Origin of the sequence: Kitasatospora sp. NPDC059599, from assembly GCF_042735125.1 — a bacterium.
Taxonomy (GTDB): domain Bacteria; phylum Actinomycetota; class Actinomycetes; order Streptomycetales; family Streptomycetaceae; genus Kitasatospora.
Genome location: NZ_JBHWCL010000063.1, coordinates 20,487 through 32,778, shown reverse-complemented (window position 1 = coordinate 32,778; position 12,292 = coordinate 20,487). Strand labels below are relative to the sequence as shown.

At 71.9% G+C, this 12,292-nt stretch carries 10 protein-coding genes and 3 pseudogenes; 6 read left to right on the top strand and 7 right to left on the bottom strand.

What is annotated here, in order from left to right; all coding sequences use genetic code 11:
* The first annotated feature begins 3 nt into the window (after positions 1 to 3).
* Positions 4 to 828: a hypothetical protein gene (locus tag ACFV04_RS22330; RefSeq protein WP_380531468.1), complete on the top strand. Its 825-nt coding sequence runs from the start codon at positions 4 to 6 to the stop codon at positions 826 to 828.
* Between the two features lie 162 nt (positions 829 to 990).
* Here ACFV04_RS22330 and ACFV04_RS22325 read toward each other — a convergent pair whose 3' ends face one another.
* A complete protein-coding gene (locus ACFV04_RS22325; RefSeq protein WP_380531465.1) occupies positions 991 to 2,148 on the bottom strand; it encodes a HEAT repeat domain-containing protein in 1,158 nt (385 codons plus the stop codon).
* Positions 2,149 to 2,508: 360 nt separating this feature from the next.
* On the opposite strand from ACFV04_RS22325, the gene ACFV04_RS22320 reads away from it, so the two are divergent.
* Positions 2,509 to 2,670, top strand: a complete 162-nt coding sequence (locus ACFV04_RS22320) for a hypothetical protein (protein WP_380346078.1) — start codon at positions 2,509 to 2,511, stop codon at positions 2,668 to 2,670.
* A 115-nt stretch (positions 2,671 to 2,785) separates the two neighbouring features.
* Here ACFV04_RS22320 and ACFV04_RS22315 read toward each other — a convergent pair whose 3' ends face one another.
* Together ACFV04_RS22315 and ACFV04_RS22310 are read right to left on the bottom strand one after the other, a co-directional pair.
* A complete protein-coding gene (locus ACFV04_RS22315; RefSeq protein ID WP_380346076.1) occupies positions 2,786 to 3,208 on the bottom strand; it encodes a RidA family protein in 423 nt (140 codons plus the stop codon).
* A 49-nt stretch (positions 3,209 to 3,257) separates the two neighbouring features.
* Complete coding sequence (locus ACFV04_RS22310) at positions 3,258 to 3,932, bottom strand: HD domain-containing protein (RefSeq protein WP_380346074.1); 675 nt, start codon at positions 3,930 to 3,932, stop codon at positions 3,258 to 3,260.
* A 71-nt stretch (positions 3,933 to 4,003) separates the two neighbouring features.
* On the opposite strand from ACFV04_RS22310, the gene ACFV04_RS22305 reads away from it, so the two are divergent.
* Positions 4,004 to 4,984: a GlxA family transcriptional regulator gene (locus ACFV04_RS22305; RefSeq protein WP_380531460.1), complete on the top strand. Its 981-nt coding sequence runs from the start codon at positions 4,004 to 4,006 to the stop codon at positions 4,982 to 4,984.
* 912 nt (positions 4,985 to 5,896) lie between these two features.
* Positions 5,897 to 6,767 (top strand): annotated as a pseudogene (locus tag ACFV04_RS22300) (lyase family protein); the annotation flags it as partial.
* Positions 6,768 to 6,796: 29 nt separating this feature from the next.
* On the opposite strand, the gene ACFV04_RS22295 reads toward ACFV04_RS22300, so the two are convergent.
* On the bottom strand, positions 6,797 to 7,177 hold the full coding sequence (locus ACFV04_RS22295) for a hypothetical protein (protein WP_380531504.1): 381 nt from the start codon (positions 7,175 to 7,177) through the stop codon (positions 6,797 to 6,799).
* A 389-nt stretch (positions 7,178 to 7,566) separates the two neighbouring features.
* On the opposite strand from ACFV04_RS22295, the gene ACFV04_RS22290 reads away from it, so the two are divergent.
* Both ACFV04_RS22290 and ACFV04_RS22285 read left to right on the top strand, forming a co-directional pair.
* Positions 7,567 to 9,048 carry an IPT/TIG domain-containing protein gene (locus ACFV04_RS22290; protein WP_380531457.1) on the top strand — a complete coding sequence of 494 codons (1,482 nt, stop codon included), beginning with the start codon at positions 7,567 to 7,569 and terminating at the stop codon, positions 9,046 to 9,048.
* Positions 9,049 to 9,316: 268 nt separating this feature from the next.
* Positions 9,317 to 9,676: pseudogene (locus ACFV04_RS22285) on the top strand (ArsI/CadI family heavy metal resistance metalloenzyme); the annotation flags it as partial.
* Between the two features lie 601 nt (positions 9,677 to 10,277).
* Here the strand turns inward: ACFV04_RS22285 and ACFV04_RS22280 are convergent.
* The 3 genes and pseudogenes from ACFV04_RS22280 to ACFV04_RS22270 all read right to left on the bottom strand — a co-directional run.
* Positions 10,278 to 10,355: pseudogene (locus ACFV04_RS22280) on the bottom strand (AAA family ATPase); the annotation flags it as partial.
* A gap of 402 nt (positions 10,356 to 10,757) precedes the next feature.
* Complete coding sequence (locus ACFV04_RS22275; protein WP_380346064.1) at positions 10,758 to 11,771, bottom strand: NAD(P)/FAD-dependent oxidoreductase; 1,014 nt, start codon at positions 11,769 to 11,771, stop codon at positions 10,758 to 10,760.
* Positions 11,768 to 12,289 carry an isoprenylcysteine carboxyl methyltransferase family protein gene (locus ACFV04_RS22270; RefSeq protein ID WP_380346062.1) on the bottom strand — a complete coding sequence of 174 codons (522 nt, stop codon included), beginning with the start codon at positions 12,287 to 12,289 and terminating at the stop codon, positions 11,768 to 11,770. The genes ACFV04_RS22275 and ACFV04_RS22270 overlap by 4 nt, the downstream gene beginning before the upstream one ends.
* Positions 12,290 to 12,292 lie beyond the last annotated feature (3 nt).

Sequence of the window (12,292 nt, the reverse complement as noted above, 5' to 3'; positions counted from 1 at the left end):
CCCGTGCCCCCGTCAGGATCCACACCCGACCAGGACCCGACCGAACGCCTCGCCCCGGGCGCGCCCGGCCGCACCGCGCCGTCCGACCGCGGCGGACCCGCCCCGGACGACCACGAGAGCGCCACCTTCCTCGACCCCACCGCCTGGGACTCCACCCCCGCCCGGCCCACCCCCGTGCAGCCGCCCCAGGCACCCACGGGGGAGGACCACGAGAGCGCCACCTTCCTCGACCCGACCGTCTGGGACTCCACCCCCGCCCCCACCCCGCCGACCCCCGCACCTCCCGCACCTCCCGCACCTCCCGCACCTCCCGCACCTCCCGCACCGGCGCCGGAGCTGCGCCGCTTCGGCCCCGGCGTACCACCGCAGGCCGCCGCGGTGTGGCGCGGCGAAGCGCCGGCCGGCGACCCGGTACCGCCGGCCCGCCGACGCCGGGCCTTCGGCTGGCTGGTCTGGGCCGCCGTCCTGCTCGTCCTGCTGGCCGTGCTGCTCACCCGCTGCCGCGCAGATCCACCGCTCGGCCTCACCGGCGTCTCCGTCACCGCCGCCCCGGCGGCCGGACCGACCTGCGGTGGAACGGCCGTCCTCACCGCCACGGTCACCACGAACGGCAACCCCGGCACCATCCACTACCGCTGGCTGCGCAGCGACGGAACGTCCTCCGGCGAACTCGTGCAGCCGGTGCAGTCCGGCGAACGCCGGGTGGACCTGGTCCTGCGCTGGACCTTCGACGGCCCGGGCACCCTGCGTGCGACCGCCACCGTCGAGATCCTGACCCCGCAGCAGCTCAGCGGATCGGCCACCTTCGACTACGCCTGCACCGGCTGAACAGTCGCCGCCGGGCGGCGCGGTCACCGTCAGCGGGCATCCGGGTCGCCGGGTATCCGGATCGCCGGGTCGCGAAGGCCCTGCCCGCTGCCAGGTGACCGAGTTCCGCCGAGCACCCGTGCCCGGCCGGGCACGGGTGCAGGCGGCCGGTCGGTCGTGTCGTCAGGACGCTGTGGTTCGGTCCCGTGCGCTGTGTACGAGGGCTCGCAGGTCCCTGCGGTCTGCGGGCAGGCCGGCCGAACGCAGCCAGGCGTCCCGGTTGGCGATCGGCCCCCAGCACCGGTCCTGGTCCACCAGGGCTGCCAGAAGGGCATTCTGCGCGTGTGTCAGCGGGGTCGCGGGTGTGTGGGGCTCGGGGAAGGCGAGGGCGAGCAGCGGGCCCCAATCCCGGTCGACGGTGTGCTGGCTGCACAGCGGGACGAGGGCGAGGGCGGCGGGCAGGATCTGCTCGAAGTCCTCGGCGCGGTCGAGCAGTGCCCGCAGGACGGTGAAGCGGAAGCGGCCGTCGGTCTGCGGCAGCGGCTCCTCGAACCAGCTGTCCACCGCCACGGGATCGGTGAGCGCGGCCAGCAGGACGCCGGCCGCCGAGGGGTCCGCGGTGCCGAGCGCGGCGCAGGTGCGCACGGCCGGGTCGTCGTCGGTGAGCAGCGGTGCGGTGTCCCGTCCCCAGTGGGCCAGGGTGAGGAGTGTGCCCGCGCGTTCGCGGCGTCGTCCCCGGTTGCGGGCGATGTGTTCCAGGCGGTCCGCGGCGGCGGGTATGCGGTCGGCGAGGTCGTCGGCTGTGAGGAGGTGTGTGACGGCGCCGAGCGCGGCCTCGCGGACCGTCTCGTCCTGGTCGTCGAGGAAGCGCAGGGCGGCATCGAGGATCTGTGGCCGGACGGCCCGGCAGGCGTGCACGGCCTCCAACTCCTCCGCCTCGTCCGTGTCTTGTGGATCGGCGAGGTCCTCGTCGTCCCAGGCCGCGGACTCGGCGAACTGACCGAGCCAGTCCAGCAACGCCGCCCTCAGCGGCCGCCGGCGGTCGTCCCAGGGGAAGAAGCTCTCGTGGACGGCCAGCGTGCACGGATCGGGGAGGATCCCGGCGATGAACAGGGCCGCGGGCGCGGTCGCGGAGTAGAGCGAGCCCTGATGGAGAACCGACATCTCCAGCCGGCCCAACGACTCCGCCTGGACCTCGGGATCCTCCTGCAGCAGCCCGAGCAGGTCGTCCGCCGTGGTGACGGCCGGGCCGTAGGCGTGGGCGAGCGCCGCCCAGTCGGTGCTGCGAACCACGGCGGTCGGGTCCGGGCCCGCCGTGGCGGAGATCTCGTGTGAGGACATGACCCGTATCCTGCACTCGGCCTCCGACAACCCACGCCAGCCGAAACCGCCCCACCCCGCGGCCTTTCGGACGTGGAGGGCGGGCGACGGTCACTTGACCGGCCGGGCAGCGTCCGGCGCGCGGACTGTGGGCTCTGGCGTGCGCGCAGCGGTCCCGGTGCCCGGGCCGGGGCACGGCAGGCACCGGGAGACCGTTGCGGGGTTCACTGTGGCTCGTTCACACACCATGTCCTGGCCGCTGTCGACGACCGAGCCGTTCGAGAGGTTCCACTCCGGCGTGTGTCCCTCCCGGGAACAGCCGCTGAACTCGGCGATCCCGTAGTACAGGCGGTCGTTGGGGGGTAGGAGTGGATCGACGGCTTGCTCGCGCCGGGGTGGAACGAGTCCCACCAGGCCGTCCCGTCCCACACCACCGTCGGAGATGCCGGTCCGTACCGGGAGGAGCCGCCGGAGGAGTTCCGTACCTCGATGAGGCCGTTGGCCCTGGTCCAGTTGGTGGTGGTGATGTGGGCTTCGGTGTAGGAGCCCGAGGTGCACGAGTCCCACGCGAGGTAGGAGGAGCCCGGGCAGGCGCTGGAGTGTGGCGCCCGGGACGGCTGCTCCTGGGCCCGGGGGGAGCGGGCCCAGGAGCAGCGGTCTACCGGGATGCGTCGGGGTACGCGGCGGTCGCGCGGATCTCGACGAGGAGTCCCGGGCTGGCGAGGCCGCTGACCCCGATGATCGTCCAGGTCGGGTAGGGGGCTTCGACGAGGCGCTGTTTGGTCTCGATGAAGCCGGGGAGGTGCCGGTGGATGTCGACGTGGTAGCTGGTGACGTCGACGAGGGCGGACGTGTCGAGGCCCTCCAGCCGAAGGATCTCCTCGATCTTCCGGAGGGCGATCTCGGTCTGCTCTTCGATGGTGTCCGGGATGGTTCCGTCGGCGCGGCGACCGATCGTTCCGGCGATGAACAGGAGGCCGTGAGCGCGGACCGCGGCGGAGTAGCCGAAACTCGCGAAGGCGCTGGTGGTTTGCCCGAAGACGGCGTTGTCCTCGGGGACCTCGACGGTGTGGACGGTCATTGCGGTGTTTCCTCTTCCTTGTTGACGGGGGTAGCGGGTTTCCGTGGAGTCAGTCGCGCCAGCGGGACGAACGGCCGGTGTGCTCCAGCCGGGTCCGGCCGAAGGTCTCGCGTTCGCGGAGGAGTTCGCCGGGGGTCGTGTACCGGGGTGCGTTCTTCGGGTCCTTCGCGGCCTGCGCGACGATCGCGTCGGTGAGGGCGCGGATCATGTCCAGCCGCGGGTAGGCGGCGTGCACGGTGTCGGCCTGCTCGTCGGTGACGGCGTCGAGGTGGTCGGCGCCCGGTGAGCGGCCGAAGTCGAGGGCGACGCCCTCGCGGACGAGCAGGCACAGCGTGCCGCGGCGTTCCGCGATGCCCGGGGAGGTGTGCAGGGCGATGGCCTGCCAGACCTGGTCGGCGTCGGCGGCGGGTACCCCGCGGTCGGTCAGGAACGCGGCGGCCCGGTCGGCGCCTTCGACCTCGAACCGCTGGCTGTGCGGGCCGTCCGATGCCACGCCGAGGTCGTGCATCGCGCACGCGGCGAACAACAGGTCGTCCTGGTAGTCGTGGCCGGCGGCCAGGCCGAGGCGGTCGGCCACCAGCCGGGCGAACAGGTAACTGCGGATGCTGTGGTTGAAGACGGACGGCGTTTCCACCGGCCGGATGAGGTTCACGACGGCGTCGGCAAGCGGTGTGCCGGGCAGCGTGATCAGGTCGGCGATCGTCTCGTGGGTGGGTCCGGTCATGTCTTCAGCCTGGCCGCGACCCCCCTGACCTGGTGAGAGGCAAAATTTCCATACTTCGCTAGAATCTTGCCATGGCAGTGCATCGAGTCGCGGTCCTGGCGCTGGACGGGGTCACCCCGCTCGACCTGGCGATCCCGGCGCAGATCTTCACCACCCGGCCGGAGACCCCCTACGAGATGACCCTGTGCGCGCCGGCTGCGCAGGTGGCCACCAGCGCGGGTTTCGCCCTGCTCGCCGACGGGGGTCTGGAGCAGGTGCGCGCCGCCGACACCGTGGTCGTACCGGGGTTCGAACCGCTCCTCCCGTTGCCGGACGCCGTGCTCGACGTACTGGCCGAGGCCCGCGGCCGGGGCGGGCGCGTGGTATCGATCTGCACGGGCGCCTTCGCGCTGGCCGCGGCGGGCGTGCTGGACGGGCTGCACGCCACGACCCACTGGAAGCACATCGACGAGTTCGAGCGGGGCTTCCCGGCCGTCACGGTCGACCGCGACGTGCTCTACGTCGACGAGGGCGAGGTGCTCACGTCGGCCGGGGTGTGCTGCGGCATCGACCTGTGCCTGCACATCGTGCGCCGCGACCTCGGGGCGGAGGTGGCCAACCAGATCGCCCGCGGTCTGGTCGCCGCCCCGCACCGGGACGGTGGGCAGGCCCAGTACGTGCCGGCTCCCGTCGCGGTGGCCGGTGAGGCGTCGCTCTCCGGTACCCGGGGCTGGGCCCTGCAACGGCTCGGCGAGCCGCTCACACTGCGCGTGCTCGCCCGGCACGCGGGCCTCTCGCAGCGCACCTTCATGCGCCGGTTCACCGAGGAGACGGGCACGACCCCGTTGCAGTGGCTGCTCAACGCCCGGCTCGGCCGGGCGCGGGAAATGCTGGAAACCACGGACCGCTCGGTGGACCAGGTGGCGCGGGACTGCGGGCTGGGCACGGCAGCCAACCTGCGGCTGCACTTCCGGCGCTCCCTGGACACCACCCCCACCGCCTACCGCCGCACCTTCACACGCTCGACGTCGCACGGTCCGGCCGGTTCACCCGCGGTCCCGCGCTCGGACTGAGGACGGCCACCGCGACGCCGAAGGGCTTCGGAGGCGGGTCACTGCCGTCCGGGCCACCGAGCGGGCAAGGAGAAACCTCGGACCCGAGCGGTCAGGAGGACAAGCCCGGGGTCGCGTCGCCCGTGTTCACGGAACGTCCGCCGCCAGGCGGTCGGACCCCCGCTGAGCGGTCGGACCCCCGCTGATGGGGGCGATCTCCAAAGCCGGGGGATCCCCCACCGTCGGCGCACCGATCCGGCTCCCACCGCACAGCAGTGGTCCATCCTGCTGGACGGAGGCAACACACCGCCCGACCTCGCCGCCGCGCATCCGACGGGCACCGGTGTCGGTTTCGAGGATGCCCCGGCCGGCCGGGTGGCTCGGCCGGGGTCCTGGCGGAGTGTCACACGTGGTGCAGACCCACGAGGTCTCGGCTTCCCGGCCGGCGCCGAGCCGGTCGGACCGCACGCCGCCACCGACCCGGACGGTGATCCGCGGCAGCGCCGGGACCGCGGCCCGGCCGGACCCGACGCGCGCTCGACCCCGGCGCCGACCGGGTCCTGACCGGCACCGCCGGCCCTCCCCGAACACCGCCCTCGTAGTCACCGGCCACCGTCGACGCCGAACTGCGCACCGTCCCGGAGGAGTTCGAGCAGCGCGCCGAGCCGCGACGGGAGCCTTCGACGGCCCGGACGAGGACGTCCTGGCAGAGACCGCCACCGAGGCGCGGTCCTTCGAAGCCGCCCCGGCCGACGCGGTCGACGACCTGGTACGACGCCGTCGTCGGCCATGACAGCCGCGGCTTCGACGGCGGCAAACCGATCCATGGCCGCGAACGACATGCCGTGGTCGACACCCTCGGCCTGCGGGTAGTCACCACCTCCCGCTCAACGGGGAAGCTCAGCGGTCGCCGCCACCCGCAGCGAACACGACCTGCTCGGGGACCGCAACGTCCCCGCCGACGCGTACTGGGGCGTCCGCACCCTGCGCGCCATGGAGAACTTCCCCATCACGGGCACGCCCGTCTCCGCGTATCCGCACCTGATCGACGCCCCGGCCGCCGTGAAGGAGGCCGCCGCCGCGATCGGCACGGGGGCTCAACTCCCCGCCGGCTACGCCGAATCCGCCCGGGCCACCTCGCCGACATCACCGGGCTGCCCCTGGTCACCGCCGCCGACCTGGTCGAAGCCACCCAGGACTGCGGCGCGTTCGTCCAGATGTCCGGCGTGCTCAAGCGCATCGCCGTCAAGCTCTCCACGACCTGCCATGACCCACGCCTGCTGTCCTCCGGGCCGCGCGCGGGCCTCGGCGAGATCAACCTGCCGCCGGTGCAGGCCGGTTCGAGCATCATGCCCGGCAAGGTCAACCCGGTGATCCCCGAAGCCGTCAACCAGGTCGCCCCCGAGGTGATCGGCAACGACGTCACCATGGCCGCCGAGGCCGGGCAGCTCCAGCTCAACGCCTTCGCGCCGATCATCCTGCACTCGCTGACCACGATCGCCGCCGAGCACCCCACCGTCCGCAAGGCCTGGGCCGACACGGCTACAAGAACGCCGTCGTCGAACACCGCGCCACCCTGGGCATCGACGTCGAGATCGTCCGCCGCGACCCCATCACCAGGGGATTCGCATCCAGCCCCGTCGCTGGGTCGTCGAGCGCACCAACCGGCTGGCTCATGCACGACCGAGGCCTCTCCCGCGACTACGAAGCCCTCCCGGCCCGCTCCGAGGCCGTGATCCACGTCGCGATGATCGACCTCATGACCCGCCGCCTCACCGGCGGAGCCACCCCCACCTGGCGCGGAACCCGAACCCCGGAGTGGGGACGAAACACTCAGTCACATCCCGGCGAGCAGCTTCCGCACGCGGGCGGCGGTGTTGGCGTCGCGGGCCGCCGCGAGAGGCAGGTCGTTGCCGCCCTCGATCCGGTGAGCATGGTGTGGTCGCCGTCCTTGGCGGTGTCGGCCTTCGCCCGAGCCACGAGCGCGGTCAGGTCGCACTCACCGGGGAGCATCTCGTCGGTGGAGAAGTAGAAGAACTTCGACAGCCGGTGCACCAGGGCGTCGTACTGGTCGTCGTCCGGCTCGCCGTCCAGAAGCGGGGCGAACTTCTCCAGCTCCGCCGCGATCTTGCCGAGGTCCTGCCTGGGGAGACTTGGCCGTGAGGTCCTTGACGAGGGCGGCCACGACGTCCTGGGACGTGGTGTGCTCGGCAAGCGCGGCCCGGCCGTCCTCGTGGTCGACTCCGGCCTCGTTGCAGGCGATCTCCAGGATCTCGGCGAAGTCGCCCAGGGCTCGGAGCTCCAGGTCGCCGCCGTAGGTGTGCCACGCCTCCACCCGGGCGCCCGGAGGCAGGACCGGGCCCAGCTCGTCGCCGATGGCCTCGACGTCCTTGTCGTCGAGCGCGAAGACACCGGACGCCACGTCGGGGGCCGGCGCGTCCGGTCGGGTCAGTCGTGGAGAACGGCCCCGAGTCCGACCGGCTACCGGTCGACACCGGGAAGTCGCGGAGCCGATATGCGCTCAGGTGTTCACGCCAGAAAATACATTGGACACGACCTATCTGGCCTGTTCGACGACCGAGCAGAACACCCGAGGAGTGATCATGACGGAAGACCCGAGCGCGCTGCCGCCCGGTGTGACCATGACCCTGGCCGCGATCGCGGCGACCGGGGCGGCCCCGCGTCCGTCCGGGGAGACCCTGGCGGTGCAGAAGCAGCGCATCTCCGACGGCATCGTCCAGCAGCTCTCCGACAAGACCCTGGCGACGCAGGGCAACTGGGAGCTGGCCTGGCTCGGGCTGAGCCCGGACAACGCCAACATGGCGTACATCGCGAAGGGTCCGTCGAGCCAGTTCGCCGTGGTCGTCCGCGGGACGGTCGGCAACGCGATCGACACGGTCGAGGACCTCGACGTCGGCACGGTGGTCCCGTTCACGGTCGGCGGGCCGTCGCCGGTCTCCGTCTCGAAGGGGGCCATGACGGCGTTCACCCAGGTCGTCGCCATGACCGACGAGTCCTCGGCGGCCGGTTCCGGCCTCGTGGAGGCGCTCACCTCCCTGCTCAAGCCCGCCCAGGGGGCGACGGTCTACGTGGTCGGTCACAGCCTGGGCGGCTGCATCGCGACCATGCTCGCGCTGTACCTGCAGGCCCAGACCTGGAACGACTCGCCGCAGTTCGCCGTGAGCACCTTCGCCGCCCCCACCGCCGGTCTGAAGGACTTCGCCGACCGCTTCAACTCCGTGAAGTGGGCCCTGTACCAGGGCTACGTCAACAAGTACGACCTCGTGCCGCTGGCCTGGGCCGGTCTCGACACCGCCAAGCAGTGGTACCCGTCCCCCGGTCCGGTCGCGCCCCCGGCCGTCAAGGACCTCCTCACGGTGATCAAGGGCCTCAGCGGGACCAACGAGTACGTCCAGCCGACCACCGCCTTCTCCCCGCTGAACGCGGACTACAAGGCCTACGACCCCAAGGTGCTCAAGAGCACGACCCAGGACTTCCTGGCCCAGGTCGCCTTCCAGCACTCCAACTCGACCTACCTGAAGCTGCTGAACTCCCCCGTACCGGCTCCCGCGCCGGTGGTCGACAGCATCAGCCCCCGTGTCGGTGCCCCGGGCACCCTGATCACCATCACGGGCAGCGGCTTCGACTCGGAGAGCATGGTCGACTTCGGTACCGTCCCGTGCGTGCCGCCCAACCTCGTCAGTGACACCCAGATCACCGCGATCGCGCCCGACGGGGTCGGCGTCGTCGATGTCCGGGTCACCAACGACCTGGGCACCTCCCCGGCCGTGCCGTTCGGGCAGTTCGCCTACGGCGGCCCGGAGCCCGTGGTGGTCACCGGCATCGTCCCGGACAGCGGGAAGCTCGGAAACACCGTCACCGTCAACGGCGTGGGTTTCGGCACCACGCCCACCGTGTACTTCGGCAGCCGCACCGCAACCGTCACGGGGGTCTCGCCGACCCAGATCAAGGCGACGGTGCCCTTGCCGGATCCCCTCCAGCCCAAGACCATCGACGTCCGGGTACGGGTGAACGGCTACCTGTCTCCCACCGTCCCGGTCGACGAGTTCACCCACACCGGCTGACCCGGAAATCGGTCCGCGGTCCGGTGCCGGGCGGCGTGGACCGTCGAGCAGCGGCCGACAACCCCGACCCGGAACCGGACCTCGGACCAATGCCTCAAGCCCGCCGCTCCGGGCACCGTTCCACCGGCTCGAAGTGGTCGCCCCGCGGGCCGACCACCGGCCGAGGCCGAGGATCCTCAGGTTGACGGGGGTCGTGAAGCCTGCGAACAAGAGGATCAAGGCGATCACGGCCGGCCGTCGTCCGCTCGGAAGTACCGGCCCGGCCGACATGAGCGCCTCCTACTCCAAGCTCTTCGGCACCGCGGCCGCCAAGCGCCGGCCCGGCTATGCGAACTTCGCCATCGCCACCCCGCCGCTCAAGCTCGTCCTCATCGAGGGCGAGCCGGGCGAGGACACCCGCCTCGACCACCTCGGCGTCGAAATCGAGAGCAGCGAGCAGGTCACCGCCGCCGCCACCCGCCTCAAGGACACCGGCCTGGCCACCTTCGAGGAGAACGACACCTCCTGCTGCTACGCGCTCCAGGACAAGGTCTGGGTCGCCGGCCCCGGCAAGGAGCCCTGGGAGGTCCATGTCGTCAAGGCCGACGCCGACACCCTCGACAAGGCCGGCACCGCGCCGGACGCGACTGCGGCTACCCACCACGGATGGTCCGCGGCACCCGTCTGGTCGACCTCGTCGACACCATGGACCCCAAGCCGGTCGCCGCCGCCTTCGGCATGGACCCGCAGGCCACCCTCATCTACCTTGCTGATCACATCGATCCGACTCGTCTGCCCGACCAGCACCAGCAGAGGAACTGACATGCGACACCTTGCCCCCGCCTTGGCCCTCGGCGCCCTCCGACGCGGGAGGCAGATCGAGCAGTTCCTGGGCGCCATCGAAAGCGACTCCGGCCCCGGCCTGCGCTGGATCGCCCTCAGCCCCGGCTCTACGGGCATCACCGTCTACCTGAGCGAAGTCGAGGACGTCGGCACCGACACCTTTCTCGACATCACCGAGTTCCCACCCCTGGATCCCGAGGACGAGACGTGGGGCCGGGAGATCGCTGTTCTGCCCACCCCTGAGGACGCACTCCAGCTGGCAGAGCGCGATCTCGCCGCTGACCCCGAGCGCTGGGTCAACCAGGGCATCGTCTGCGACGAGTACCAAGACTTCCGGACCGTACGCAGGTCGAACCCGTGAGGTTTCGGCGGCGCCTCGCACGGGTTCGCCGGGACATGTGCACTTTGCCGAACGATTCGTTGGAGGCGATGGCGACGCTGTTCTTCACCTCGCGCTCGGTCAGAACCCGGAACAGCGGTTCAGCCCGTTCTGCTTGTCTGTCGAACGGGCGCGGAAAGCACCCGGTTGGCGCGTCCGCGCGGCCGGCTTCCCACGCTCGAAGTGGCTGTCCGACTTCGACTACACGGCCAACCCCAACGTCACACCCGCGCACTGCTCGTCGCGGAAGCCGTCATCTCGTCCTGCAGAGGACTGAATGCGTGGGACTGCTCCGTGGACAGGGCAGACAACGGGAGACCCGGCCGGACGCCGACGGGCGGGCGGGCGGGCGGCCCAGCGTCGGTGTCGGACGTCGGAGGCTCGGTCGAGCCCGCGTGTCGTCGTGGTGACGGCCCTCGCGAGTCCGTCAGCTGCCGAGTGGTCCACGAGGGTGACGCGGGCTGCTTGCGTGGCGGTGGCACTGCCCTGTGCGGCACCGTCGTTGCGGTCAGGCGAGGCGATTGACCAGGGCAGTGAAGAGCGCAGGAGCGCGGCTGGCCAGTGGGACGATTCGCGGGGCCAGTAGCGGGCTGGCGCGGATGCGTACCAGCGCGCCGGTGAGCAGGTGGTGATTGAAGGTGGCCCGCCGCCACGCCTGCTCGTACTCCTGCGGTCGGCCGGCGTGTACGCAGCGCACCAGGTGGGCGGCACCGGCGAGGGAGAGCGAGATGCCCTCTCCGGTGAGTGCGTCGATGTAGCCGGCGGCGTCGCCGACCAGGAGGACGCGCCCGGCCACCCTGGCCCCGACCCGCCGGCGCATCGGTCCGGCGCCCCGGACGGCCGAGGCGGCCTGGGAGGCGAGGTGGTGAAGGAGTGCGGGGAACGCGGGCAGCAGCGCGTCGAACGGCATCCGCTCGCCGGTCAGGATGGCGACGCCGATCAGGTCCGGGCCCAGCGGGGTGACGTAGGCCTCGCCGAGTGCGGACCAGTGGACTTCCACGCAGTCGGTCCAGGGCGCCACCGCGAAGTGCCGCCGCAACCCGTGGCGCGGTGGTCGCGGGTCGGTGCGTTCCAGGCCCAGCTGCCGCCTGATGGTCGAGTGCAGGCCGTCTGCGGCAACCAGGTAGCGGGCGGTGAGACCGGCGGCGGTGACGCTGTCGCCGTCCTGGTGGACGGCGGTGACCTTCCTCTGCAGCGTCGGCACGCCGAGCTCGGCCGCCCGGCGGGACAGCGCCGCGTGCAGGACGGTCCGCCGTACGCCCATCCCTGCTCCGTGTCGGAACCTGCCCTCGGCTCGGTAGCGGTCGTCGAGGTAGCGGATGCCGTGGATCGGGTGGCCGGTCAAGGCCACGTCCAGCGCGGCCAGGGCGCGGACGGCCCCGGGCATCAGTCCCTCGCCGCACGCCTTGTCGATCGGGGCCGGCCGTGGTTCGACGACCAGCACGTCGAGCCCGGCCAGGGCGGCGTGGATCGCGGTGGCGAGGCCGGCGGGCCCGCCGCCGGCAACCAACAGGTCGATCACGCTGGCACCTCGGTGCAGTCGGCCAGGGCGGCGTTCTCGCAGCGCAGCCGGGTGGCGAGCAGGGGCAGGTTGAGCAGGGTGAAGGCGGTCGCGGTGAGCCAGGCGCTGTGGACGAGGGGCAGAGCGGCCCCTTCGGCGACGACGGCGAGGTAGTTGGGGTGGCTGAGCAGTCGGTAGGGGCCGGTGGTCACCAGGGGCAGTCCGGGTACCACGATGACCCGGGTGTTCCAGCGCGGCCCCAGCGTGCCGATGCACCACCAGCGCAGTGCCTGGGCGCCGACTGCCAGGGTGAGCATCGGCCAGCCGAGGGCGGGCAGGAACGGGCGGTCGGCGAGCTGGGCCTCGGCCACGCAGCCGGCCAGCAGCCCGGTGTGGAGCAGGACCATCACGGGGTAGTGGCTGCGGCCGAACTCGACGCCGCCAAGCGCACGGCTCCAAGCGGCATTGCGTCGCGCGACGGCGAGTTCGGCGAGGCGTTCGGCGGCTACCAGGAGGATCAGCAGGGTGTAAGGGAGCACATG

Bases quoted from the DNA above. Each gene is read 5' to 3' on its own strand.
- ACFV04_RS22310 (WP_380346074.1), bottom strand. From the start codon at position 3,932: ATGACCGGACCCACCCACGAGACGATCGCCGACCTGATCACGCTGCCC.
- ACFV04_RS22315 (WP_380346076.1), bottom strand. From the start codon at position 3,208: ATGACCGTCCACACCGTCGAGGTCCCCGAGGACAACGCCGTCTTCGGG.
- ACFV04_RS22290 (WP_380531457.1), top strand. From the start codon at position 7,567: ATGACGGAAGACCCGAGCGCGCTGCCGCCCGGTGTGACCATGACCCTG.
- ACFV04_RS22305 (WP_380531460.1), top strand. From the start codon at position 4,004: ATGGCAGTGCATCGAGTCGCGGTCCTGGCGCTGGACGGGGTCACCCCG.
- ACFV04_RS22325 (WP_380531465.1), bottom strand. From the start codon at position 2,148: ATGTCCTCACACGAGATCTCCGCCACGGCGGGCCCGGACCCGACCGCC.